21 protein-coding genes and 1 tRNA gene are annotated in these 24,385 nt (G+C 51.4%); 12 read left to right on the plus strand and 10 right to left on the minus strand.

The features are described 5' to 3' along the window. Positions 1-2 precede the first annotated feature (2 nt). Complete coding sequence (gene fimH / locus FOB24_RS08205; protein ID WP_038638504.1) at positions 3-1,010, plus strand: type 1 fimbria D-mannose specific adhesin FimH; 1,008 nt, start codon at positions 3-5, stop codon at positions 1,008-1,010. After that, positions 1,003-1,539 carry a fimbria assembly protein gene (gene sfmF / locus FOB24_RS08210; protein ID WP_150344762.1) on the plus strand — a complete coding sequence of 179 codons (537 nt, stop codon included), beginning with the start codon at positions 1,003-1,005 and terminating at the stop codon, positions 1,537-1,539. The genes fimH and sfmF overlap by 8 nt, the downstream gene beginning before the upstream one ends. 49 nt (positions 1,540-1,588) lie before the next feature. On the opposite strand, the gene fimZ is transcribed toward sfmF, so the two are convergent. The 3 genes from fimZ to fimW form a co-directional block, all read right to left on the minus strand. Further along, a complete protein-coding gene (gene fimZ, locus FOB24_RS08215; RefSeq protein ID WP_038638509.1) occupies positions 1,589-2,221 on the minus strand; it encodes a fimbria biosynthesis transcriptional regulator FimZ in 633 nt (210 codons plus the stop codon). Between the two features lie 586 nt (positions 2,222-2,807). Continuing rightward, positions 2,808-3,530, minus strand: a complete 723-nt coding sequence (gene fimY / locus FOB24_RS08220) for a fimbria biosynthesis regulator FimY (protein ID WP_087857088.1) — start codon at positions 3,528-3,530, stop codon at positions 2,808-2,810. Positions 3,531-3,916: 386 nt separating this feature from the next. Next, positions 3,917-4,510, minus strand: coding sequence for a fimbria biosynthesis transcriptional regulator FimW (gene fimW, locus FOB24_RS08225; protein WP_085047585.1), 594 nt, complete (start codon positions 4,508-4,510; stop codon positions 3,917-3,919). Positions 4,511-4,547: 37 nt separating this feature from the next. Between fimW and FOB24_RS08230 the strand changes: the two genes are divergently transcribed. Beyond that, positions 4,548-4,727: a hypothetical protein gene (locus tag FOB24_RS08230; protein ID WP_069324008.1), complete on the plus strand. Its 180-nt coding sequence runs from the start codon at positions 4,548-4,550 to the stop codon at positions 4,725-4,727. A gap of 38 nt (positions 4,728-4,765) precedes the next feature. After that, positions 4,766-4,842, plus strand: a tRNA-Arg gene (locus tag FOB24_RS08235). 38 nt (positions 4,843-4,880) lie between these two features. Here the strand turns inward: FOB24_RS08235 and torS are convergent. After that, positions 4,881-7,637, minus strand: a complete 2,757-nt coding sequence (gene torS, locus FOB24_RS08240; RefSeq protein ID WP_223851238.1) for a TMAO reductase system sensor histidine kinase/response regulator TorS — start codon at positions 7,635-7,637, stop codon at positions 4,881-4,883. A gap of 82 nt (positions 7,638-7,719) precedes the next feature. Between torS and torT the strand changes: the two genes are divergently transcribed. Continuing rightward, the gene (torT, locus tag FOB24_RS08245; protein WP_087857090.1) at positions 7,720-8,751 is read left to right on the plus strand and encodes a TMAO reductase system periplasmic protein TorT; all 1,032 of its coding nucleotides are present in this window, start codon (positions 7,720-7,722) and stop codon (positions 8,749-8,751) included. Here the strand turns inward: torT and torR are convergent. Beyond that, entirely contained in the window at positions 8,724-9,416 is a 693-nt protein-coding gene (gene torR / locus FOB24_RS08250) for a two-component system response regulator TorR (protein ID WP_087857091.1), read from the minus strand. The two genes, torT and torR, sit on opposite strands and share 28 nt — an antisense overlap. Positions 9,417-9,547: 131 nt before the next feature. Here torR and torC point away from each other — a divergent pair, with 131 nt between their 5' ends. Genes torC through torD form a run of 3 tightly spaced genes read left to right on the plus strand, consistent with a single transcriptional unit; the run spans position 9,548 to position 13,867 of the window. Further along, positions 9,548-10,726 (plus strand): pentaheme c-type cytochrome TorC, encoded by a 1,179-nt coding sequence (torC, locus tag FOB24_RS08255; protein ID WP_079225109.1) that lies wholly within the window; start codon positions 9,548-9,550, stop codon positions 10,724-10,726. After that, entirely contained in the window at positions 10,716-13,256 is a 2,541-nt protein-coding gene (gene torA, locus FOB24_RS08260; protein WP_150344763.1) for a trimethylamine-N-oxide reductase TorA, read from the plus strand. Before torC ends, torA begins: the two co-directional genes overlap by 11 nt. Next, positions 13,253-13,867: a molecular chaperone TorD gene (gene torD / locus FOB24_RS08265; protein ID WP_121529997.1), complete on the plus strand. Its 615-nt coding sequence runs from the start codon at positions 13,253-13,255 to the stop codon at positions 13,865-13,867. Before torA ends, torD begins: the two co-directional genes overlap by 4 nt. A gap of 65 nt (positions 13,868-13,932) precedes the next feature. On the opposite strand, the gene uspF is transcribed toward torD, so the two are convergent. The 5 genes from uspF to cusR all read right to left on the minus strand — a co-directional run bounded on the left by uspF (position 13,933) and on the right by cusR (position 17,866). Further along, the gene (uspF, locus tag FOB24_RS08270; RefSeq protein ID WP_038638520.1) at positions 13,933-14,361 is read right to left on the minus strand and encodes a universal stress protein UspF; all 429 of its coding nucleotides are present in this window, start codon (positions 14,359-14,361) and stop codon (positions 13,933-13,935) included. Between the two features lie 163 nt (positions 14,362-14,524). Next, positions 14,525-15,328, minus strand: a complete 804-nt coding sequence (locus FOB24_RS08275; protein WP_150344764.1) for an MBL fold metallo-hydrolase — start codon at positions 15,326-15,328, stop codon at positions 14,525-14,527. 83 nt (positions 15,329-15,411) lie between these two features. Next, positions 15,412-15,621, minus strand: a complete 210-nt coding sequence (locus tag FOB24_RS08280) for a hypothetical protein (RefSeq protein WP_150345568.1) — start codon at positions 15,619-15,621, stop codon at positions 15,412-15,414. Positions 15,622-15,741: 120 nt separating this feature from the next. Further along, positions 15,742-17,193, minus strand: a complete 1,452-nt coding sequence (locus FOB24_RS08285; protein ID WP_150344765.1) for a Cu(+)/Ag(+) sensor histidine kinase — start codon at positions 17,191-17,193, stop codon at positions 15,742-15,744. Continuing rightward, positions 17,183-17,866 carry a copper response regulator transcription factor CusR gene (gene cusR, locus FOB24_RS08290; protein WP_038638530.1) on the minus strand — a complete coding sequence of 228 codons (684 nt, stop codon included), beginning with the start codon at positions 17,864-17,866 and terminating at the stop codon, positions 17,183-17,185. The genes FOB24_RS08285 and cusR overlap by 11 nt, the downstream gene beginning before the upstream one ends. 195 nt (positions 17,867-18,061) lie before the next feature. Between cusR and FOB24_RS08295 the strand changes: the two genes are divergently transcribed. From FOB24_RS08295 to FOB24_RS08310, 4 genes are all read left to right on the plus strand, one after another. Beyond that, the gene (locus tag FOB24_RS08295; RefSeq protein ID WP_150344766.1) at positions 18,062-19,444 is read left to right on the plus strand and encodes an efflux transporter outer membrane subunit; all 1,383 of its coding nucleotides are present in this window, start codon (positions 18,062-18,064) and stop codon (positions 19,442-19,444) included. Between the two features lie 32 nt (positions 19,445-19,476). After that, positions 19,477-19,824 (plus strand): cation efflux system protein CusF, encoded by a 348-nt coding sequence (cusF, locus tag FOB24_RS08300; protein ID WP_150344767.1) that lies wholly within the window; start codon positions 19,477-19,479, stop codon positions 19,822-19,824. Between the two features lie 76 nt (positions 19,825-19,900). Then, on the plus strand, positions 19,901-21,193 hold the full coding sequence (locus FOB24_RS08305) for an efflux RND transporter periplasmic adaptor subunit (RefSeq protein ID WP_150344768.1): 1,293 nt from the start codon (positions 19,901-19,903) through the stop codon (positions 21,191-21,193). 11 nt (positions 21,194-21,204) lie between these two features. After that, complete coding sequence (locus FOB24_RS08310) at positions 21,205-24,348, plus strand: CusA/CzcA family heavy metal efflux RND transporter (protein ID WP_110498597.1); 3,144 nt, start codon at positions 21,205-21,207, stop codon at positions 24,346-24,348. The last annotated feature ends 37 nt before the right edge of the window (positions 24,349-24,385 follow it).

The following is a 24,385-nucleotide window of genomic DNA, read 5'->3' on the forward strand; positions in this document are numbered from 1 at the left end:
CGATGAAACGACAAACAGGTTTGTTACTGGCAAGCGCGTTACTGCTGATGGCGCAACCGTCCTGGGCAACGGTCTGCCAAAATTCGAATGGCACACCAACGGATGTTTTTTACGATCTGTCGAATGTCTTTAACAGCAGCAACAACCAGCCGGGACAGGTGGTGACGTTGCCGGAAAAATCAGGCTGGATTGGCGTCAATGCCACCTGTCCGGCAGGGACGACGGTGGATTATACCTATCGAAGCTATGTCACTGAACTTCCGGTTCAAAGTACCGAGGGCGGTTTTCAGTACCTGAAACTCAATGACTACCTGCTGGGGGCTATGAGCATCACCGACAGTTACGCCGGGTTGTTTTATCCCCCGCGTAACTATATCCGCATGGGGACTCACCCTAACGTGCCGAAGCAGCAACCTTTTGGCGTAATGGATTCAAAGCTGGTGTTTAAACTCAAAGTGATCCGCTCATTTATTAACATGGTGCCTATTCCCCGGCAGACGATGTTCAGAGTCTATGTCACCACCAGTACCGGAGATGCGCTGAGTACGCCGGTTTACACCATTAGCTACAGCGGTAAGGTGGAGGTTCCACAAAACTGCGAAGTGAACGCCGGGCAGATTGTCGAGTTTGATTTTGGCGATATTGGCGCATCGCTGTTTAGCAAGGCGGGCGCGGGCAACAAGCCCGAAGGCATCAATCCGCAGACTAAAACGGTGGCCATAAAATGCACCAACGTTGCCGCTCAGGCCTACTTGACCATGCGGGTAGAAGCGGAGAAAGCCTCCGGGCAAATGATGGTTTCAAACAACCCGGATTTAGGTTTCATTGTTGCCGACAGCAGCGGTAATCCGCTAACGCCTAACAATCTGTCCAGCACTATTCCATTTCAACTGGACGACAACGCCGCGGCGAGTGTTGGGATCCGGACATGGCCGGTCAGCGTGACGGGTAATAAACCCACGGAAGGACCTTTTACTGCCCGTGGCTATCTGCGAGTGGACTATGACTAATAAGCAAAAGCCCGCCGCATGGGCATTTCTGGCGATTATGCCGATGCTGGCATTCAGCGCGTTATGCCAGGCCGCCTCGTCGCTGGGAGAAATCAATATTGAACTGCGCGGTAACGTGGTGGATTTTACCTGCGCGGTGATTGCCAGCGACAGCAATAAGTCGGTTGATTTAGGCACCTGGCCGACAAAGCAGTTACAGAACAGCGGAGACACCACCCAACCGGTCTCGTTTACGCTGAAGCTTGAAGGCTGTCCGCCGGGATCCGCGTCGATAACGTTCTCCGGGACCCCGGCCCCAGGTACTACGCTACTGGCGCTCGATAACGCGCTTATGGCGCAAAAGGTGGCGATTGAGCTGCGCGATAGCGACCGGACGCGATTGCCGCTTGAGCAGGCCAGCCAGACCGTCGGTATTGATGAGAATGGCAATGCCACGCTGACTTTTTTTGCCAACTATATCGCGCTGGCTGATGGGGTGCAGCCCGGGGTCGCCAGGGCCGATGCCACGTTTATGATTAACTATAACTGATCATTGCGCTGACAAAACACTCCCGAACGACACCTCGCCGGGAGTGTTGTTACATTAATTCATGCATTTTGGCGTAGTCGATCAGTTCAACGATGGTATGCAAACCGAGCTTGGAGTAGATATTAGCTTTGTGAGCGCTAATCGTTTTATTACTGAGTAGCAACTGCTCAGCAATTTCCTTGTTGGATAGCCCGTTTGCCAGATAACGTAAAACCGTCACCTCGCGGTTAGAGAGCGGCATATCATTTAATACACCTTTTTGCACATTTACATTGTTAATAAAGTTCAGTGTATCCGAAGGGAAAAAAGAATATCCTGATAAAATCATTTTTACCGCATTGTAGATATCATTTAGATCCTTTCGTTTACTGACAAAACCATTTGCCCCAGCGCGAATAGCGCGCCCGGCATAAAAAGACTCAGATTTTGAAGACAGAAATAGCACCCGAGTATTCTCCTGCAATGATTTTATTCTCTTGAGTAATGTAAAGCCATCAGAGCCAGGCAGTTCAATATCCAGGATGACAAGATCGACAGGGTACGTGCGTAGATGTTCTATTGCCGCGCGGCTGTCATCGGTTTTCAGCACAACCTGAATATTACTGTTTTTTTCGAGGAGTACTTCTATCGACATTCTGACAATAGGGTGTTCGTCCATAATGATAACGGATGCTGGTTTCATTGTTGTATGCCTCAAACTGTTTGCGTATCTTGCGAATTTGATAAAACATCAGGCGTTATAATATTGTCAAATAGCCAAGAGTTGTTCTGAGGAGAATCGAATAAATACTATTTCGTCCTTGTTTATTCGGTTGTTCTTCTACAGAACAATGAATTTGTGGAACATCCATTTCACACTGGAAAAACTAACAATTAATCAGGAAACAGTGAGGATTATACCTGCTCCGCTCTTTCGGAAAAGACTTACAACATCCCGAACGTTAATGGCAGTTAGGATGTTCTGAAAGATCCAGATGTGTTAATGACTATTGGCATTATTTATCTGCGGTTCGAATTATGGCAGATTGAAAATTTATTTTAAATAGTAAAAACGATACAATAAGCTAATTGTTTAGGTTTTGTTAAGTCAGCGGGAACACTATTTTCGAGCGATGTACGCAGAAACAGTAAGGTTAAGTGTGGAAGAGGTGGTATCTATAATACCAGGAATAGTTGTAAATATTAAATATTTGTGAAAATTGGATCAATTTTCTCATGCTAAAATAAGTAATTTCCTAAAAAATCTTACTGGACATAGGGTTATGGTGTTAAATTAAATGATGAGAGGTAACGTTGAGACGATGTATCAGATGCAAAAAGCGCTGCCGGTTTGGTAATCCCAGGCGGGTAATCAACTGGTTCAGGCGATAGATGATGCGGTGGTAGGGTTGTGTCTGTAACTGAGCAATCTTTTTTAAGGAGTTACCTTGTAAAAGTAAGGTCACCATCTCCCAATCGACCTGCTTTATGCGCCTCGAATGAATATAATTTAGCACCGGGGATAATAACGCCTGACGCATCTCTGGGAGGTGTAGACTGCGTGATAAGATATAAAATGGGCCAGACAGTGATATAAAGGTTTTAAGATCTTCATCATGACTGGAAAGCAATATGAAGATTTGGATATCATTCCGCTGTTTAAGTAGTTGGCGCAGGCACTGAAGAATATCGAAGTAAGAGCTTGTTAAGCCTTCCATATCAACCACTAACTGACTAATGACCGACTTTTGCAGGCAGACCAGCGCCGATTCAATGGACCGGAAGATCGCGGTGCGCGTGCCTGAGAATAAATGGCGGCTCAGTGTATAGGCAAGATAATAGTCTCCTGTAATAATCGCCTGAGATATAGTATCGCCCGGTATGGTGTATTCGATTTTTTGCGCCAGATACTCGATTTGGTCGAATACTTGTGAGGTACAGTGGGGATATTGATGGGTACAGTTAGCGTTTCGTATACGGCGATGTCGTTCCCGGCGTTTTGCGCTGTGCATCCGTTTCCATTCCATTTCTGTTGCGGCAGCTCTGGATAAATTGCTGACAACAAACATCCCTGACCCAAATTTTTCCAGCGCGACGGTGAGTTCCCTTGTGCCGTTGGGTTTCAATGTCTTCAACAATCACCAGACTGGCAATTGAGTATCCCATCAGAATAATCTGCCGGAAGTTTTCTGATGTCTTACTCAATGCCCAAAAGATCGTTTTATCCAGTTCAACCTCTCTCTGGGGTTAGTTAAAATATTACCGGGTGTACCTTTCGGTTACCTCATGAATTGTATGACTGGATTATTCTGGCAGTCAGCTGCCAGGTACAGTAGGAGCCGATACTTAATTGATGGTGAGATATTTCTCAATAAAAAATTAGGCGGAGAGGTTCCACCTAATTTTGTAGAAAGTTCAGATGCGCACGGATGTATCTTAAGAATTGCTGATCGTTTTTCACGTGCAGCTTTTTCATAATGCTGCGACGGGTTGCTTTGGCATGGATATCGCTGATTGAGAGCAGGTGAGCGGTTTCGGCTAACGTATATCCGCTGGCAAGAAACATTAAGAACTGGCGCTCTGCAATAGAAAAGTTGCGGGTGGTGCAGTAATGGCAGATAGTCGCCGGTACGCTGTTGCGTAACGCGCGTTTTTGCAAGATGAGGACTAATTTTTTGGTGATCTCGTCAACGTCATCTTCCCGATAGATCAGCGGCAACATGTACAGGCAGGGCCGGAACATCAGCTTATCTTTATCGTTTCTGTTGCAGATCACCACCCGGTGTTGGCGCCTGGTGTGAACCGGAACCTGATAGCATTCGGCGCTGAGCCAATCTTCATCCAGTGAGATAAACGCGATGTCGGCGCGATCGATCTCCTCGACAGGCAAAAAACTAATCTCCTGATGCCACTGACTTGCCAGATGGGAAATAATGATTTTCAGCCCGTGTTCGAAGTGACTATTTTCTTCCTTGATGGCGATACTTAACATTGAAGAGTTCCTGAACCGCTGGAAAGAGGGTAAGGGAATGTTAAGCAAAATCATAAATATTCTAAATACATGTATCCTTAAATCTGGCGCTATGCGGGCTGAGTTGTTACCAGGTGATTTCCTGGATACCCTTGAACGACCAGAAAAAATCAACATTCGTACACTTCACCAGCAACTGAAACAAAAGGCATTGACTCAGCAAGCGCTGACCGTATAATTCACGCGTTTCTCTGCATGAAGTTATCACTTCACAATGCGCCCTTAGCTCAGTTGGATAGAGCAACGGCCTTCTAAGCCGTAGGTCGTAGGTTCGAATCCTACAGGGCGTACCATTTCAACGTAAGCCCCAATTCTTAGCTTCTGCGTACCGCTACGACTTTTCCTTCGCCAGCCATATTTCTACTTCATTAAGACTGCGTTGCACTTCCTCTCTGAGTGAAAAATCCGCAAACGGCTGTTGTTCCAGCGCTGCACACATCTTGCTGGCTGAGCGCATTCCCATGCTGGCACAACTGCTTTTGAGCTGATGCGCCAGGCGTTTTAGCTGCTCGTATTCGCCTTCTGCGCGTGCAGCGTCAATGTCATCTAATAAAGGCAGGGTATGTTGCTTAAAGAGTGCTAACCATTCATGTACTTTTTGTACTCCCATGGCCTGGATATCGTCGGCCAATTGTTGAGTGTCCAACCGTGCGCTTTCCCCCCCAGGGGGTTGCGAAATGGCTTCGTTATCGCGCAGATAATGGGTAATCAGCCGACTGAGTTCATCCCGGGGGACCGGTTTTTGAATAATGCCGAGAAACAAGGCGCTGGTTCTTTGGCTAAGCGTTTCGTCGATAACGTGCGCGCTAAAGCCAATCAGGTTAAGCCCTGGATACGCGCGGATTAACTGTTGTGCCAGCGTGATACCGTCGATATCCGGCAGATCGAAATCAACCAGGGCAGCGTCATAACGAGCATCTTTCTGCAATATTTTTAGCGCATTAGCAGCGCTGTCGGCAGCGGTGACCTGCGCACCATTGAGAGTGAGCATTTCCGTGCTGATGTGCTGCGTGAGAGGATTATCCTCAATAAGTAATAAACGCAAACCTTGTAACGATACCCTGTGTTGGATGGATTCAACCATGGGCATTGCGGCCGCGCGTAATGGTAAACGCAGTCGAAAACAGCTCCCGACACCGGGTGTACTGGTAACGCTCAATTCTCCCTGCATCGCCTGAGCCAGACTTGCGCTGATGGTGAGTCCCAGCCCGGTTCCTCCACGTTTGCCGCTGACTTGTACAAACGGCTGAAAAATATCGCGCTGACGGGAGGGGGCAATCCCACATCCGGTATCTTCAACCTCGATATACCAGTCTTTGTTTTCACGCCGGCTACGCAGGATGATGTGTCCATGATCGGTAAAGCGTAGTGCGTTGTTTAATAAGTTAGTAATAATTTGTCGGATGCGCCGCGGATCGCCGCGTAGGGCAATGGGCACGTCATCGGCAAATTCCGCTACCAACTCGACGGGGCGACTCGCGACACGTCCGTGCATTAGCTGAAGCGAACTTTCCAGCAAGGGTTTGTGTTCAAAAGGTTCATCGCCGATCGCTACATTTTTACCACCAGCTTCGATGGCGGAATAGTCCAGAATATCGTTAAGAATGGTCAGTAGAGACTCGCCCGAGTCGGTGATGGCGCGTAAATTATCCCGATGCTGCGCCAGAGCGGGATTGTCTGAGAGCAATTGCGCGGTGCCAAGGATCCCATACAGCGGAGTGCGTATTTCATGGCTCATGGCGGCAAGAAACGCCGATTTCGCCTGGTTGGCTTTTTCGGCCTCAGCGCGCGCTTGTCGGTGTTCATATACCAGAGAACGAAGCTCTGCGGTGCGAGCTTTAACCTGAGCAGCCAGATGCTCACGATGGCTATTGAGCGTATGAACGCTGGTACGAAAGGCATCCATCAAACGACCAATGGTATCAAGTTCGCGAACACCCGCGGTTTCCGGGAAGGGGGAATCAATATCGCCTTCCAGAAGGCGCTGTAACGCCTGCGTCTGCTGTGCCAGCGGACGGGTGACTGAGCGATAAACCACACGCCAAAGAATGAGAATCAACAGGCATAATGAGACGCCGCTCAACAGCAACAACAGGTTTTGCCCGCGCTGGCTGGCTTGTTTGAGATGCGCCAGTCCGGTCTGGTTGCGTTGGCCGATGATGTCCACCAACTGACTGACTTCGCTACTGAAACGGGTGAATTGCTCGATATTGTTCTGCGATAAGATCTGTAACCGGGTGGTGATGTCATTATCCTGACGATACAGGGCCAGCAGATCAACATAACGGCCAATCGTATCGACGGTATTGGCAACCTGAGCGCGTACCACCGGATCCTCAATACGAATTTGTCGGCGGTGAAGCACTCTGACGGCGGCATTGAGCTGGGTTTCCAGCGCCGCCAGGTTATTCTGCGCCTGGTTATTCCCCAGATTCATCACCCTTTGCTGCACCCGTAACGCGCTCAGACGCAGTTCGTTCATCTGATTATAATATTCCAGATCGATATCAATGAGCCTGTCCAGCGCTTGTTCAGCGGCCTGGCCCTGACGGCCTTCGATCAGATCATAAATACTTGCCTGAGTAGCGCCCGCAGACGTGGCGGCATTATTGGCCTGTCCGCGCGCCATTTCGGCTACGTCTGTGGTGGCCTCAACAATTTGCTGGCTGAGTTGCTGCTGTTGATCGCGTAGCTTCAAACGCTCGCCAACCATCTCCCCCTGATGGCTTAACGACTGGGCGATCTCTTTTTCCTGTTGTTCAATGGCCGAAGTGTCAAAGCCCTGCTCACGAAGGGTTTTCAGTAATGCAGTTATTTTCAGGCTTTGGGCGGTTAACATCCGTCCCTGAGCCAGCCACATGTTTTCATTATCTGCGGTGGTCAGATTCTGCGCGGCAAACAGTTCCCAGGCGCTGGCTTCGCTGAGCTGGCGCGCCATATCCATGGTCGGGATAAGCGCCTGAGTATTGGCCTGCTCAACCTGGCTGACAAAACGCAGGTTATACCAGCCTACCAGCGTGCTGATGAGGGTCAGTGCCGCCATCAGCGCAAAGCCAATCCACAGTCGTTTGGTCAGAGATAAATTCACTGTCTGGTCGCCACAGATTAAAAAGGTTGAGTCCAAAAGAGGAAAGCAACTAGGATAAAGCCTTATCAATGATGAGGCTATCATGCGCGTATTGCTTTTCCTGCTGATCACACTTTTTCCCGGTCTGGGTTACGCGACCGAGTCCCTATTGCTGCGCTGGCAGGGTACGCAGCAGGCTGTCCCGCAATCGCAACTGACCGTGACGGCAAACAAGGCATGGAAACTGTGCGCGTTGTATCCCAGTCTGAAGGATTCCTATTGGCTTTCAGTAAATTACGGCATGCTTGAGGCCGCAAGAAAATATGGGGTAAGCCTGAAGGTGTTTGAAGCGGGAGGGTATCGCCAGTTTAGCACGCAAAAATCACAAATCGCTCAGTGTCAGCAATGGGGCGCGGATGCCATTTTGTTAGGCAGTAGCACGACAACTTTTCCGGATTTGCAGGCGCAGGTGGGCACGCTGCCGGTTATTGAGGTGGTGAATGCGATACATGACGCGACGGTCAAAGCCCGGGTTGGGGTGCCGTGGTTCCAGATGGGGTATCAGCCAGGTCGCTATCTGGTTAAATGGAGCGGTAGCAGACCACTAAAAGTTTTATTATTGCCAGGCCCTGATGACGCGGGCGGCAGCCGCGAAATGGTGGATGGATTCCGCCAGGCGATTGCCGGTAGTCAGGTACAGATTGTGGATATGGCGTTGGGTGATAATGATATTGAAATACAGCGTAACCTGCTGCAGGAGATGCTTGAGCGTCACCCGGATGCCGATGTGGTTGCCGGTACGGCAATTGCGGCAGAAGCGGCGATGGGGGAGAGACGTAATCAGGGAACGCCATTGACCGTGGTCTCTTTTTATTTGTCGCATCAGGTTTATCGCGGGCTTAAACGCGAAAGAATTATTATGGCTGCCAGCGATCAAATGGTCTGGCAAGGCGAACTGGCGATTCAGCAGGCTATCAGGGTGTTGCAAGGGCAGTCGGTGCCGGAAAATATCAGTCCGCCGATCCTCGTGCTTACGTCGAAAAATGCGGACAGCCGGCATGTTCAGCGCTCACTGTCACCCGGCGGATTTCGCCCTGTTTATCTGTATCAGTACACATCGGCTGCTAAAAAATAGCCTTCCCCGTGCTGTGTCACCAGCAAATCGGCCCGCAGCTTGTGGCGCAAACGGCGGATCAGAACGTCCACGGTGCGTAAGTCTGGATTATCTACCCGTCGTGCGGAAAGCATGCGTAATAAGCGTTCCCGACTGAGAATCTCCCCCGGATTAGTGACAAAGGCGACCAGCATTTCATATTCGGCGCGGGTGAGTTTGATGGCTTCATCGCCAAGCTCCAGGGTATGGCGGGAGACATTCAGACAATATCCGGCAAACTGATAGCAGTTGTCTTTGGTCTCCGGCTGCGTCTGGCGGGCAAGATCGATCCGCCAGAGCAAATTTTTCACCCGAACCACCAGTTCACGTAGCTCCAGCGGTTTAGTGACATAATCATCAGCGCCCATTTCCAGGCCCACAATACGATCAATTTGGTCGCTGCGACCCGTCACCAGAATGATGCCCACCGTTGAGCGTTCGCGCAGGGCGCGCGTCAGCATTAAGCCATTTTCGTCCGGGAGATTGATGTCTAACAGAATCAAATCGACAGGGTGTAGCGACATGATTTCACGCAGACCGGCTCCGCTGGCGGTGACTGAGACGTGATAACCTTCCTGTTCGAAGTAAGCCTGTAACCGCGCCTGGGTGACCGGCTCATCTTCAACAATGACAATGTGATGCGACATCCTGGTTGCTGTCTCTTTCTGTTCATATCTGTTCACATTGTGCCGTAAGCCATTCATCCTGACCAGTGTTGCTGTTCACATTTGGGAAATAAGATCCTCTGTAACTAAACCATATAATTACAGGGGCTATTATGCGGAAACTATGGAGGGCGCTGCTCAGACCGAGCGCACGTTGGTCAGTGTTGGCGCTGGTCGTTATCGGAATTGTGGTCGGCATCGCGCTGATCGTCTTACCGCACGTTGGCATTAAATTAACCAGTTCAACCGAGTTTTGCGTGAGTTGCCACAGCATGCAGCCGGTTTATGAAGAATATAAACAGTCGGTGCATTTTCAGAATGCCTCCGGGGTGCGCGCAGAGTGTCACGATTGCCACATTCCATCAGATATCCCTGGTATGGTGAAACGTAAGCTGGAGGCCAGCAACGATATCTACCAGACCTTTGTTGCCCACTCTATTGATACGCCTGAGAAATTCGAAGCCAAACGCGCCGAGCTGGCGGAGCGCGAATGGGCGCGAATGAAAGAGAACAACTCCGCAACCTGTCGTTCCTGTCATAACTATGATGCGATGGACCATGCTAAACAGCATCCTGAAGCCGCACGCCAGATGAAAATTGCGGCGAAGGATAACCAGTCCTGTATCGACTGCCATAAAGGCATTGCGCACCAACTTCCCGACATGAGCAGCGGTTTCCGCAAGCAGTTTGATGCGCTTCGCGCCAGTGCGAATGATGATGGCGATACGCTCTACTCCCTTGACATCAAACCTCTGTATGCCGCGAAAGGTGATAAAGAACCCGCAGGCTCACTGCTGCCCGCCTCTGAAGTCAAAGTGTTAAAGCGTGACGGCGACTGGCTGCAAATCGAAATTGTGGGCTGGACCGAGAGTAACGGACGTCAGCGCGTGTTGGCGCAACTGCCGGGTAAGCGCATTTTTGTGGCTTCTATTCGCGGTGATATCCAGCAGCACGTGAAAATGCTGGAGCAAACCACCGTCGCGGAAACGAATACGCCGTGGAGTAAGTTGCAAGCCACCGCCTGGATGCACAAGGGCGATATGGTTAACGACATCAAGCCGATTTGGGCCTATGCCGACTCACTCTATAACGGAACCTGTAACCAGTGCCACGGCGCCCCAGAGAAAGAACACTTTGACGCCAACGGCTGGATTGGCACGTTGAACGGCATGATTGGGTTTACCAGTCTGGATAAACGCGAAGAACGTACCTTGCTGAAATATCTGCAGATGAATGCCTCTGACACCACCGACAAGCCACATAGCGCTACGGGAGAAAGCAATGAAAAATAACGATCTCTTTCAGGCATCTCGCCGACGTTTCCTGCTGCAATTGGGCGGTTTGACCGTAGCCGGTATGTTAGGCCCCTCTCTACTCACACCGCGTAGCGCCAGTGCCGCCGGGGTACAGGGAACGGGTGTTAAAGAGGGAATTTTGACCGGTTCTCACTGGGGAGCAATCCGTGCCACCGTGGTTGATGGGCGTTTTATCGAGGCGAAGCCGTTTGAGCGTGATAAGTACCCGTCCAAAATGATCGCCGGACTGCCGGATCATGTGCACGGTGGCGCGCGTATCCGTTATCCGATGGTGCGCGTTGACTGGTTACGTAAACGACACCAGAGCGATACCACACAGCGCGGCGATAACCGCTTTGTGCGCGTTTCCTGGGATGAAGCGCTGGACTTCTTCTATCAGGAGCTGGAGCGCATTCAGAAGACCTATGGTCCAAGCGCGCTGCTTACGGCCAGCGGCTGGCAATCAACCGGCATGTTCCATAATGCTTCCGGCATGCTGGCGCGCGCCATTGCGCTGCACGGCAACAGCGTGGGTACCGGGGGAGACTATTCCACCGGCGCCGCTCAGGTGATCCTGCCGCGGGTGGTGGGGTCAATGGAGGTGTATGAGCAACAAACCTCCTGGCCATTGGTGTTGAAGAACAGCAAAACCATTGTGCTGTGGGGCTCCGATCTGATCAAAAACCAGCAGGCGAACTGGTGGTGTCCGGATCATGATGTCTATGAATACTACGAGCAGTTGAAGGAAAAAGTGGCGCGTGGCGAGATCTCTGTCATCAGTATTGACCCGGTCGTCACCTCGACTCATGACTATCTGGGTCGTGATAAAGTTAAACACATTGCCGTAAATCCGCAGGCTGATGTGCCGCTACAGTTGGCGTTGGCGCACACGCTCTATACCGAGAAGCTCTATGACCCGCATTTTCTCGATAACTACTGCGTGGGGTTTGAACAGTTTCTGCCTTATCTGCTGGGAGAAAGTGACGGACAGCCTAAAGATGCCCTGTGGGCGGAAAAGATATGTGGGATCGATGCCGACACGATTCGTGAACTGGCACGGCAGATGGCGGGGGGGAGAACGCAAATTATTGCCGGCTGGTGCGTCCAGCGCATGCAGCATGGGGAGCAATGGGCGTGGATGATTGTGGTGCTGGCTTCAATGCTCGGACAAATCGGTTTACCCGGCGGGGGCTTTGGTTTTGGCTGGCACTATAACGGCGCGGGTACGCCAGGCCGTAAGGGGGTAATTCTGAGTGGTTTTTCTGGCTCCACCACCGTTCCTCCGATACATGACAGCACCGATTATAAGGGCTATAGCAGCACCATCCCTATTGCACGTTTTATTGATGCGATACTGGAGCCGGGCAAGCAAATTAACTGGAACGGTAAAACGGTGAAACTGCCGCCGTTGAAGATGTGCGTTTTCGCCGGGACCAATCCTTTTCATCGCCACCAGCAGATCAACCGCATTATTGAGGGCTGGCACAAGCTGGAAACCGTTATCGCTATTGATAATCAGTGGACCTCGACCTGTCGCTTCGCCGACATTGTATTGCCTGCGACGACGCAATTTGAACGTAACGATCTCGACCAGTATGGCAACCACTCTAACCGCGGCATTATCGCCATGAAACAGCTGGTACAGCCGCAATTTGAAGCGCGTAATGATTTCGATATTTTCCGCGATCTTTGCCGCCGCTTTAATCGTGAAGAGGCCTTCACCGAAGGATTGGATGAGATGGGGTGGTTGAAGCGGATCTGGCAGGAAGGAAGCCAGCAGGGGAAAGGGCGCGGCGTTCATCTCCCGGCATTTGACGTCTTCTGGAATCAGCAGGAGTACGTTGAGTTCGAGCATCCGCAGATGTTTGTTCGACATCAGGCATTCCGCGAAGATCCCGATCTTGAGCCGCTGGGGACACCAAGCGGTTTGATCGAAATTTTCTCGAAAACTATTGCCGATATGCAGTATGACGACTGCCAGGGGCATCCGATGTGGTTTGAGAAAATCGAACGATCACACGGCGGACCGGGGTCGCAGCGTTGGCCGCTGCATCTGCAATCCGTCCACCCGGACTTCCGTCTGCATTCGCAGCTTTGTGAATCTGAAGCGCTACGTAAGCATTATGCGATAAGTGGCAAAGAACCGGTGTTTATCAACCCGCAGGATGCCAGTGCAAGAGGGATTCGCAATGGTGATATCGTCCGTGTATTTAATGCGCGTGGACAAGTGCTCGCCGGGGCAGTTGTCTCCGATCTCTACTCGCCAGGCGTCGTGCGTATTCATGAAGGCGCCTGGTACGATCCGGAGAACGGCGGAGAAATCGGGGCACTGTGCAAATACGGCAACCCGAACGTGTTAACGATAGATATCGGCACGTCTCAATTGGCACAAGCCACCAGTGCCCATACTGCGCTGGTGGAAATCGAGAAATATACCGGCAAGCTGGCGAATGTGACGGCATTCAGCGGCCCGATAAAAATGGTGGCACAGTGCGAATATGTTCCGGCAGAGCAGGGGAGGTCATAATGAAAGACTCTTCCCTGACACCAGAGCAGGTGGCCTGCGTTTACGCCTGGCTGGCGCAGTTGTTTTCCCGTGAGCGCGATGACGAAAGCCTGGAACAGTTGCATTCCAGCGAAATGGCGGAGTGGTTTGCGTTGCTAAAAAGTGAGCCATCGCTTGAGGCGGAAGTACTTCTGCTGGAGGAAAAAATTGCGGCGCTTAAGATGCGTGAAGACGTCACTCTGGAACTGGCAGCTGATTTTTGCAGTCTGTTTCTGATGTCGGACAAACACGCGGCGTTACCCTATGCGTCGGCTCATCTCGAAGGGGGATCGAACTACGGCGTCATTAAACAACTGTTATCTGATGCGGGCATGCAGGTCAGCAATACGTTTAGCGAGTCAGCCGATCACCTGGCGATTTTCGTCGAACTGCTGAGCCATCTGCATTTTTCACTGGCTGAAGCTGGCTTGCGTCATCAGCAAATTGACGCGCTGCGCAGAGAAACGCTGGCGGGGTTGTTACGCTGGTTACCGGAATTCACCGCTAAATGCTGTCGCTATGATGATTTTGGGTTTTATGGTGCGCTGAGCCAGCTGTTGCTGGCATTGGTCAGGCTGGATAATCAGCACTGAGTGCTGACCTTAGTCGGAAAAAAACGGGAGTAAATTTACTCCCGTTTTTATTATGTTAGCCAGTGTCACCGTACAACCAGCACCGGACATTTCGCATGGCGGACTACGGCAGAAGCCGTTGAACCCAGCAGGTAGGTGCTAAAACCAGGCTTATGCGAGGCGATGACGATAAGTTCGGCGTCAACCGCTTCCGCCAGTTTGAGGATCTGATCCTTCGGTGGGCCGTAAACGACGTGGATTTGACTCCTGCCAGCAGGAATGTTGAATTGCTTAACAATCTCTTCGAGTTTTTCGCTGGCCTTGGCCTGCAGACCACTGCGATCCGGGAATTCGCTTGAGTAGGCCAGCCCCAGCGAGGCATAGAACGGAACGGTAGGAATAACGGCCAGAAAATGGACCTTGGCGGTTTTGGCATGCGCCTGAACCTGCGGCACAACATGGCGGGTTAAATCGGCTTCAGAGATATCAATGGGCACCAGAATTGAGCGATACATATTCACTACCTCCTGTTTGTTTACCTCTATCCTGAGTGTACCCAAGGTTGTCTCTGTATAATAAGTGACCAGATCAAGGTTACGTGCATAATTGTCGTCAATGATAAACGGGGAACGTAAGTTCCCGTTTTCTAATGCAGATGTGGGCCACGTTTTACCGCCTTTAGTTCGCCAGCACGATGACATCCCCCGTTGCCGGGGCTTTTGTTCCCGGTAGCCACAACCGTCCCCACGAACCGGTACAATGACAGCCGAGCAGTTTTTCCGGTTGCTGCTGCTTAATAAATTGCCGCGTCCGCCACAGCTTAGCGGGGGAGGCGGCGCGTAAATGGAACCCACCGATGAGGGCGTGAATTTTGCGAATGCCGGTGATGTTCTGGCAATGGCGGACGATATTTTCTATTCCCCGGTGCCCGCAACCGGTAATGATCACCAGCCCACGGTCAGATTTATAGATCAATACGCCTTCATCGCTGATGTAATCCGGCTGAGGTGTTTTCTCGTGAATAACACCGTAGGCCTGCGGTGTGGATACGCTAATTTCCCCGGACCACAAAAAACGATCGCTAATCGCCAACGGTTCGCGGGTGTATTCCATATTCAGGCGAGAGTAGTCGTTATCGCGGGAGAGTTTTTTAATTTGTCGCGGCTTTCCCGCAAGCGTTATCGACGCGTAACGCTCACAGGCTATTTGAGGATGGCAAATAATACGACTGTTATCGGCAAGCCAGGGGACGCCGCCACAATGATCGTAATGACCATGTGACAGCACCACGGCGGTTAATTGTGTCAGGTCGATCCCCATTTGCGCGGCGTTTAGAATGAAGCTGCCATCCGGCCCGGTATCAAACAGTATGTTGGTGGTTTCATCCTGAATTAACAGACTTAATCCGGGTTTTGCCCGTAATGATTTATCTGCGCCAGCAGCGCGCCGGTTTTCAAGCAACACCGTGAGGGTTAAAGCCATGCCTGACTCCAGTATTAAAACGGCATACTGTAACGCACAGCTTTTGAGAGCGCTGTGATCGCAGCGCCCTTTGGCGTTATCCGTTATTGCGTACTGTTTGCCTGCGCACGGTGTTTTTCCGCCTGTTGCTCATGGGCATAGGAATGAGCATTATTTGTCGACTGATGTACTACCATCGCTTTTTCATGTTCATTCATTTGTGAAAATGATTGTGCATGGGATGACGTTTCTGCCGCATTAACGCCCGCTGAGATAAAAAACGCGATAGCTAAAAAAGAGGACATCTTATTCATCATATTTCTCCTGTGTGGGTTTACGGAAGAAATTATAATTAGCGCACGCTGTCAGCGACGTGACAGGAATATGACGGTTAAGTCAGAGAACAGGAATGACTTAACCGTCGTCACTAAAGATTAAATTGCATGCTGGGGCAGCGTCAGAATAAAGCGGGTGGCATGTGAATCAGATGTCACCGCAACGTTTCCCTGATGGGCAATGACTATCGATTTCACGATCGCAAGGCCAATACCGCTGCCTTCTCCCTTACGTTGCCGGGAAGGATCTACCCGATAGAAGCGGTCAAACAGTCGCGGAAGATGTTGTGGAGGAATTGGCGGGCCGGGGTTTTCAACGACTATCTGCACCTGTTCATCGGCCTCTTTCACCCGCACGGTCACTGACTCGCCTTTTGGCGTGTAACGCATGGCGTTTGAAAGCAGATTACTCATTGCCCGGCGTAACATTAACGGATCGCCCGATACCCAACATTCGCGCCCCTCAAAGCGTAAACCAACCTCACGCTCTTCTGCCCAGGCCTCGAAAAAGTCGAACACTTTACTGACCTCATCAGCCAGATTGAGCGCGGTCTTTTCCGGGATCAGTTGATTGTTGTCCGCTTGCGCCAGAAACAGCATGTCACTCACCATCTTCGACATCCGGCCAAATTCTTCGAGATTGGAATACAGCACGTCCTCCAGCTCTTTTTGGCTACGGGTCTGGCTCAGCGCAATTTCTGTTTGCGTGACCAGGTTAGTGATTGGGGTGCGGATCTCATGGGCAATATCCGCTGAGAAATTCGACTGACGTTTAAAAACATCCTCGATGCGTTCGATCATGTGATTAAACGAACTTACCAGCTGTTCCAGTTCAATAGGCACGGCTTGCGGGTCGAGGCGTACGTCGAGATCTTTCGAGGTGATATTTTGGATGCGGCGACTGACATTACGGATAGGCTCATGGCCTTTATAAACGGCGAACAGCACGATAAAAACAATCATCATGCTAATCAGCGATGCCGTCATAATCAGTTTGTTTTTCAGGTCATTAATATAGTGCAGATGAAAATCGATCGATAACGCCAGGTACAGCGTATATGCCGGTTTTCCATTGGCAAGCTGGCCTACAGGCAAACGAATCATGCGCCAGTTTGATGATGTCATCTGCCCGTGCGTATGTTTGGGCGTTTGCAGCATGGGGCCGGATATAATAAAGACATCGCGGGCTTGGGCATTTTTATCCGGCCTTGCACTGGCGATAAATTGCCGGAGATCCGGGGCGTCAGGTGAATGAAAAATAGCCTTCTGATTGCTATCTTCCAGAGAAATAATGACGTTTGAGTAACCCGCCACGACGTTTTTTAGCGTTTCCAGTCGGCGTGGTTCAGATTCGTTCGGTTGATTAAGAATACGCTCCAGCGTGGCGCTGATCTCTTGTAAATCATTGATGTCCTGCTCGGCGAAATGTACTTTCACTGAGTGGATCATTATCCATGCGAAGGCGAAAAATGAAGCGATAGTCGCCAGACTGATGAAAAAGGTCAGTCGCGTCGCCAGGGAAAAAGGGCGTTGCCATCGTTTACTGGCCATCAGGAACCTCAAGCATATATCCCACGCCGCGCACGGTCTGAATCAGTTTCGGCTCAAAGTCATTATCGATTTTGGCGCGCAGACGCTTAACGGCGACATCGATGGCGTTGGTATCGCTGTCAAAATTCATATCCCAGACCTGAGAGGCAATCAGCGAGCGGGGTAAAACTTCTCCCTGGTGGCGCAGGAAAAACTCAAGCAGCGTAAACTCTTTGCTGGTCAGGGTGATGCGCGCCCCGCTGCGGGTGACTTTTCTACTCACCAGATCAACCATTAAATCTGCGACCTGAAACTGGCTTTCAACAATTACCGCCGCACCCCGGCGTAATAGCGTTCTGACCCGCGCCAACAGTTCGGCAAAGGCAAACGGTTTGACCAGGTAATCGTCAGCGCCTAATTCCAGACCTTTAACCCGATGTTCAATGGTACCCAGCGCAGTGAGGAGAAGAATGGGCATGCCTTTATTGGCGCTACGTAGCATGCGTACGATATCCCAGCCGTTTACATCCGGCAGCATGATGTCGAGGATGAGCAGATCGTAATCGCCGGTCATCGCCAGGTGGTACCCGTTCAGGCCGTTATCCGCCAAATCCACGACAAAACCTGCTTCCGTCAGGCCTTTCGTCAGGTATTCACCGGTTTTTTTCTCATCTTCGACTATCAAAATCTTCATCGCATTCTCCTTCTCGCACTGCTTGTGCGGACTTTCAATTCTAGGGAAGCGGGATCGGATAGCAATCGGTTATTGGGAAAATGACAGTTTTGTCATTTTCCTGTCACCGGTTAAACAGAGTCACTTCGTTAAAGTACAACCCTATAAATTCCTACCTATTTTAGGGTCATCAGTCCGGTCAGGACGTGAAGAACTATGAGCAAATTTAAGCTTCTTACCCTCAGCGCTATATTCGTTCTCGCCGGTTGTTCATTAGCGCCGGACTATCAGCGCCCGGCTTTGCCGGTGCCACAGCAATTCTCCTTAAGCCAGAATGCGCTGGTGTCAGCCTCTGGGAATTATCAGGACACCGGTTGGCGGACCTTCTTCGTTGACGACCAGGTTAAGGTGCTGATTGGTGAGGCGCTGGCCAATAACCGCGATTTGCGTATGGCTGTGCTGAAGGTTCAGGAGGCGCGAGCGCAATATGGCGTCACGGACGCTGACCGCTATCCGCAAATTACGGCAGGATCCAGCGGTACCTACAGCGGTAAATTAAAAGGCGACAGCAGCACCGATCGCCAATTCGAGGCCGGACTGAATCTCAGTTTCGATTTGGATTTTTTTGGGCGGCTGAAAAATATGAGTGAAGCCGATCGACAGAATTTCTTTGCCAGCGAAGAGGCGCGTCGGGCGGTACATATCTCATTAATCTCTAACGTGTCGCAAAGTTATTTCAATCAGCGTCTGGCTTATGCACAACTGCAAATTGCCGAAGAAACGCTGCAAAACTATCAACGTTCCTACGCCTTTGTTGAAAAACAACTGGTCACCGGTAGCACTAATGTACTGGCGCTGGAACAGGCGCGGGGCGTGATTGAAAGTACGCGCAGCGAAATCGCGAAGCGTAAAGGTGAACTGGCGCAGGCCAACAACGCGCTGCAACTGTTGCTGGGTACCTACGGAAAATTACCCGACGATAGGGCGCGCAGTCGCGGAGACATTAAACCGGTTACGCTGCCGCCATCACTCTCGTCGCAAATACTGTTACAGCGTCCGGATATTATGGAAGCTGAGCACGGATTAATGGCGGCGAATGCCAATATCGGCGCCGCGCGGGCGGCATTTTTCCCGTCGATTACTCTGACCAGCTCCGTGTCCAGTAGCAGCAGCGATCTCTCCAGCTTGTTTAATGCTGCCAGCGGCATGTGGAATTTTGTCCCCAAAATAGATATTCCAATTTTTAACGCCGGACGTAATCAGTCCAATCTTGATCTGGCTGAAATTCGCCAACAGCAGTCGGTGGTGAATTACGAACAAAAAATTCAGGGCGCATTTAAAGAGGTGGCCGATGCGCTGGCGTTGCGCCAAAGCATTGCCGATCAAATTAGCGGCCAGCAGCGCTATCTGACGTCATTGCAAATCACCCTACAACGTGCCAGAGCGCTGTATCAGAATGGCGCGGTTAGCTATATCGAAGTTCTGGACGCCGAACGTTCTTTATTTGCCACGCAGCAATCGCTGCTCGATCTTAATTACGCCCAGCAGGTTAATGAAATTAAGCTGTTTGCTGCCTTAGGCGGCGGTTGGGTGGAGTAAACCTTAATATTAACTTTTCAGGAGCACCAACTATGAATACTACCGCCAAAGCCGTGCTGTTAAGCCTTTTCTCTGTGGTCATATTTAACGCTCAGGCCAATGAGCATCAACATGGCGAGATGATGAATATGCAGACGGCGGCTCAACAGGAACAACGCATTAGCGCGACTGGAGTGATTGAAGCTGTTGATATGGACAGTAAAAAAGTCACGATTAAACATGATCCTATTCCGGCGGTGAACTGGCCGGCGATGACGATGCGTTTTACGCTGGTGGCCGACACCAGGGCTGACGATATTAAACCGGGCGATAAGGTCGCGTTTACGTTTGTTCAGCAGGGAAATCTCTCTGTGTTACGCGATATTCACATCAGTAAATAACGTTCTCGCTGGTCTCTTTAATTCTTGCCCGGGTTCTTGCGAGCACGGGTGAGATTATCGCGCAATGGAAATCATTATGGCGTCTTTAAATATTAAAAATACCGCGCTTATTCTCGCTGGCATGATTGCAGGTGGGATTATTTCTGTCGGTGTTTATACTTATTATTCATCCGCAAAAGTATCGACCGAAACCGGACAGGCTTCGCCAAAAGAAGCCAGAAAAGTTCTGTTCTGGTATGACCCAATGTATCCGAATACGCGTTTTGACAAGCCGGGCAAATCGCCGTTCATGGATATGGATTTAATCCCGAAATATGCCGATGAAGAGACCGCAAGCGCGTCAGCACCTGGCGTGCGCATCGATCCCACTCAGACCCAGAATCTGGGGCTAAAAACGGAACCCGTGCGTCGGGGACCACTGCACTATGCGCAAACTTTCCCGGCTAACGTGAGCTATAACGAATACCAGTTTGTTATTGTCCAGGCCCGCTCCGCTGGCTTTATCGAGAAGGTTTACCCGCTCACTGTGGGTGACAAAATTAAGAAGGGTTCTCCGCTCATTGACCTGACGATTCCTGACTGGGTTGAGGCGCAGAGCGAATATTTGCTGTTGCGCGAGACCGGCGGCAGCGCGACGCAGGTGGAAGGGATTCTGGAGCGATTACGCCTTGCCGGCATGCCGGAAGCGGATATCCAGCGTTTAAAGTCGACGCGTAAAATTCAGACCCGCTTTACCCTGAAAGCCCCCATTGATGGGGTGATCACCGCATTCGATTTGCGTACCGGCATGAATATTTCTAAAGACAATGTGGTCGCGAAAATTCAGGGAATGGATCCGGTATGGGTCAGCGCGTCGGTCCCGGAATCTATTGCCTGGCTGATTAAAGATGCCTCGCAATTTCGCATCACTGTTCCTGCCTGGCCGGATAAACCATTCACCATCAGTAAGTGGAGTATTTTGCCAAGCGTTGATGCTACCACGCGTACCCTCCAGCTGCGTTTGCAGGTTGATAACCCCGACGAAGCGCTCAAGCCTGGAATGAATGCTTACCTGCAATTGAAAACGCAAAGCGAGCCGATGCTGCTGATCCCGTCTAAAGCGTTAATTGATACGGGTACCGAACAGCGGGTGATTACCGTTGATCATGAAGGTCGATTTGTGCCGAAGCAGGTTGCTGTATTCCATGAATCTCAGGGGCTGACGGCTATTCGCTCAGGCCTGGCCGAAGGTGAAAAAGTGGTGTCCAGCGGCCTGTTCCTGATTGACTCCGAGGCGAATATTTCTGGCGCCCTTGACCGTATGCGCGCCCAGCACAGTGGTGCGCAAGACGCAGGCGCGATGTCAGCCCAGGCGACCCATTCACATTGAGGACATGATAAATGATTGAATGGATTATCCGCCGTTCAGTGGCAAACCGCTTCCTGGTGATGATGGGGGCGCTGTTTCTCAGCATCTGGGGAACCTGGACCATCATTAACACCCCGGTTGATGCGCTGCCCGATCTCTCTGATGTCCAGGTGATTGTCAAAACCAGCTACCCCGGACAGGCGCCGCAAATCGTCGAGAATCAGGTCACTTACCCCCTGACCACCACCATGCTGTCGGTACCGGGCGCGAAGACGGTGCGCGGCTTCTCGCAGTTTGGCGATTCCTATGTGTACGTCATTTTCGAGGATGGCACCGATCCTTACTGGGCACGCTCGCGCGTACTGGAATATCTCAACCAGGTGCAGGGAAAATTGCCGGCGGGCGTTAGTGCCGAAATGGGACCGGACGCCACGGGCGTCGGCTGGATCTTTGAATATGCGCTGGTGGATCGCAGCGGAAAACATGACCTCGCGGAATTACGTTCTCTTCAGGACTGGTTTTTAAAATATGAGTTAAAAACGATTCCTAACGTGGCGGAAGTGGCCTCGGTGGGCGGCGTGGTTAAACAGTACCAGGTGGTTATCGACCCGATGAAGCTGACGCAATATGGCATCAGCCTGGCGGAGGTGAAATCTGCGCTGGATACGTCAAATCAGGAAGCGGGCGGCTCGTCGGTGGAGATGGCTGAAGCCGAATATATGGTGCGTGCCAGTGGCTATCTGCAAACGCTTGATGATTTCAATAATATCGTCCTGAAAACCGGGGCCGACGGTGTACCGGTTTATCTGCGCGATGTGGCACGCGTTCAGATTGGACCGGAAATGCGCCGCGGGATCGCCGAGCTGAACGGCGAAGGCGAAGTGGCGGGCGGGGTGGTTATCCTGCGCTCCGGTAAAAATGCGCGTGAGGTGATCTCCGCCGTTAAAGCCAAACTCGACACCCTGAAAAGCAGCCTGCCGGAAGGCGTTGAGGTAGTTACAACATACGATCGCAGTCAGCTTATCGATCGCGCCATTGATAACCTGAGCTATAAGCTACTGGAGGAGTTTATCGTCGTTGCGCTGGTGTGCGCGCTGTTCCTGTGGCATCTGCGTTCGGCATTGGTGGCGATTATTTCCCTGCCGTTGGGGCTGTGTATCGCGTTTATCGTGATGCATTTCCAGGGGCTGAACGCCAATATTATGTCGCTCGGGGGAATTGCCATTGCTGTCGGGGCGATGGTTGATGCGGCAATCGTGATGATTGAGAATGCCCATAAGCGGCTGGAAGAGTGGGGGCATCAACATCCGGGTGAAACGCTGGATAACGCCACGCGCTGGAAGGTCATTACTGACGCCTCGGTGGAAGTCGGCCCGGCATTGTTCATCAGCCTGCTGATAATTACGTTGTCGTTTATCCCTATTTTCACCCTTGAAGGGCAGGAAGGGCGGCTGTTTGGTCCGCTGGCGTTCACCAAAACCTATGCCATGGCGGGCGCGGCATTTCTGGCTATTGTGGTTATTCCGATCCTGATGGGATTCTGGATCCGCGGAAAAATACCGGCGGAAAGCAGTAACCCGCTTAACCGCTTTCTGATCCGTATTTACCATCCGCTATTGCTGAAGGTGCTGCACTGGCCCAAAACCACTCTCCTGGTAGCGGTGCTGTCAATACTGACGGTTATCTACCCGCTGAATAAAGTCGGTGGTGAATTCCTGCCGCAGATTAATGAAGGCGATTTGCTGTATATGCCTTCGACACTACCGGGGATCTCGGCGGCGCAGGCGGCGGACATGCTGCAAAAAACCGATAAGCTGATCATGACCGTTCCTGAAGTGGCGCGCGTATTTGGTAAAACCGGTAAAGCGGAAACCGCAACAGATTCCGCGCCGCTGGAAATGGTTGAAACGACGATCCAACTGAAGCCGCAGGATCAGTGGCGTCCGGGTATGACGATGGACAAAATCATCGCCGAGCTGGATAAAACCGTGCGCTTGCCGGGGCTGGCGAATCTGTGGGTGCCACCAATTCGTAACCGTATCGACATGCTCTCTACCGGGATAAAAAGCCCTATCGGGATTAAAGTGTCAGGTAACGTGCTGGCTGATATCGATGCGACGGCGGAACAAATTGAAGAGGTAGCCAGAACCGTGCCAGGCGTCGCCTCTGCGTTAGCTGAGCGTCTGGTAGGGGGACGCTATCTCAATGTGGATATTAATCGTGAGAAAGCGGCTCGTTATGGCATGACCGTTGGCGATGTACAGCTGTTTGTGACCTCCGCTGTGGGGGGCGCGATGGTGGGCGAAACGGTAGAAGGGATCGCGCGTTATCCTATCAACCTTCGCTATGCGCAGAGCTATCGCGACAGCCCGCAAGCGCTGCGTAATCTGCCCATTCTGACCCCCATGAAACAGCAAATCACGCTGGCTGATGTGGCGGATGTCACGGTCGTTTCTGGGCCGTCAATGTTAAAAACAGAAGATGCGCGACCCACCAGTTGGATTTACATCGATGCCCGCGATCGTGACATGGTTTCGGTGGTGAACGATCTGCAAAAAGCGATCGCGGAAAAGGTACAGTTAAAGCCGGGGACCAGCGTGGCGTTCTCCGGGCAGTTCGAACTGCTTGAACGCGCCAGCCATAAGCTCAAATTGATGGTGCCGATGACGCTGATGATTATCTTCGTCCTGCTTTATCTGGCTTTCCGTCGCTTTGGCGAAGCGCTGTTGATTATCACCAGCGTCCCCTTTGCCCTGGTAGGGGGCATCTGGTTCCTCTACTGGATGGGGTTCCATATGTCGGTCGCGACCGGAACCGGGTTTATTGCGTTGGCCGGCGTGGCCGCAGAGTTTGGCGTGGTGATGCTGATGTATCTGCGTCACGCCATTGAAGCAGAGCCTGCGCTGGAAAACCCGCAAACCTTTACGGCGGATAAACTGGATGAAGCGTTATATCACGGCGCTGTACTGCGCGTGCGCCCGAAAGCGATGACCGTGGCGGTGATTATCGCTGGTCTGTTGCCCATCTTGTGGGGGACGGGAGCCGGGTCAGAAGTGATGAGCCGCATAGCCGCGCCGATGATTGGCGGCATGATCACCGCGCCGCTGTTGTCGCTATTCATCATTCCGGCTGCGTATAAGCTGATGTGGCTGCACAGACATCGCAAGCAAAAGTAACCTTCTCAATCATACGCCTGTCTTCGGTTTGTACCCC

The organism is Citrobacter werkmanii (assembly GCF_008693645.1).
GTDB classification, from domain to species: Bacteria; Pseudomonadota; Gammaproteobacteria; order Enterobacterales; family Enterobacteriaceae; genus Citrobacter; species Citrobacter werkmanii.

What these genes read in the sequence shown, in the direction of transcription:
- fimH (WP_038638504.1), top strand. Translation starts at nt 3, where the DNA reads ATGAAACGACAAACAGGTTTGTTACTGGCAAGCGCGTTACTGCTGATG.
- sfmF (WP_150344762.1), top strand. Translation starts at nt 1,003, where the DNA reads ATGACTAATAAGCAAAAGCCCGCCGCATGGGCATTTCTGGCGATTATG.
- fimZ (WP_038638509.1), bottom strand. Translation starts at nt 2,221, where the DNA reads ATGAAACCAGCATCCGTTATCATTATGGACGAACACCCTATTGTCAGA.
- fimY (WP_087857088.1), bottom strand. Translation starts at nt 3,530, where the DNA reads ATGCACAGCGCAAAACGCCGGGAACGACATCGCCGTATACGAAACGCT.
- fimW (WP_085047585.1), bottom strand. Translation starts at nt 4,510, where the DNA reads ATGTTAAGTATCGCCATCAAGGAAGAAAATAGTCACTTCGAACACGGG.
- FOB24_RS08230 (WP_069324008.1), top strand. Translation starts at nt 4,548, where the DNA reads ATGTTAAGCAAAATCATAAATATTCTAAATACATGTATCCTTAAATCT.
- torT (WP_087857090.1), top strand. Translation starts at nt 7,720, where the DNA reads ATGCGCGTATTGCTTTTCCTGCTGATCACACTTTTTCCCGGTCTGGGT.
- torR (WP_087857091.1), bottom strand. Translation starts at nt 9,416, where the DNA reads ATGTCGCATCACATTGTCATTGTTGAAGATGAGCCGGTCACCCAGGCG.
- torC (WP_079225109.1), top strand. Translation starts at nt 9,548, where the DNA reads ATGCGGAAACTATGGAGGGCGCTGCTCAGACCGAGCGCACGTTGGTCA.
- torA (WP_150344763.1), top strand. Translation starts at nt 10,716, where the DNA reads ATGAAAAATAACGATCTCTTTCAGGCATCTCGCCGACGTTTCCTGCTG.
- uspF (WP_038638520.1), bottom strand. Translation starts at nt 14,361, where the DNA reads ATGTATCGCTCAATTCTGGTGCCCATTGATATCTCTGAAGCCGATTTA.
- FOB24_RS08275 (WP_150344764.1), bottom strand. Translation starts at nt 15,328, where the DNA reads ATGGCTTTAACCCTCACGGTGTTGCTTGAAAACCGGCGCGCTGCTGGC.
- FOB24_RS08280 (WP_150345568.1), bottom strand. Translation starts at nt 15,621, where the DNA reads ATGAATAAGATGTCCTCTTTTTTAGCTATCGCGTTTTTTATCTCAGCG.
- FOB24_RS08285 (WP_150344765.1), bottom strand. Translation starts at nt 17,193, where the DNA reads ATGGCCAGTAAACGATGGCAACGCCCTTTTTCCCTGGCGACGCGACTG.
- cusR (WP_038638530.1), bottom strand. Translation starts at nt 17,866, where the DNA reads ATGAAGATTTTGATAGTCGAAGATGAGAAAAAAACCGGTGAATACCTG.
- FOB24_RS08295 (WP_150344766.1), top strand. Translation starts at nt 18,062, where the DNA reads ATGAGCAAATTTAAGCTTCTTACCCTCAGCGCTATATTCGTTCTCGCC.
- cusF (WP_150344767.1), top strand. Translation starts at nt 19,477, where the DNA reads ATGAATACTACCGCCAAAGCCGTGCTGTTAAGCCTTTTCTCTGTGGTC.
- FOB24_RS08305 (WP_150344768.1), top strand. Translation starts at nt 19,901, where the DNA reads ATGGCGTCTTTAAATATTAAAAATACCGCGCTTATTCTCGCTGGCATG.
- FOB24_RS08310 (WP_110498597.1), top strand. Translation starts at nt 21,205, where the DNA reads ATGATTGAATGGATTATCCGCCGTTCAGTGGCAAACCGCTTCCTGGTG.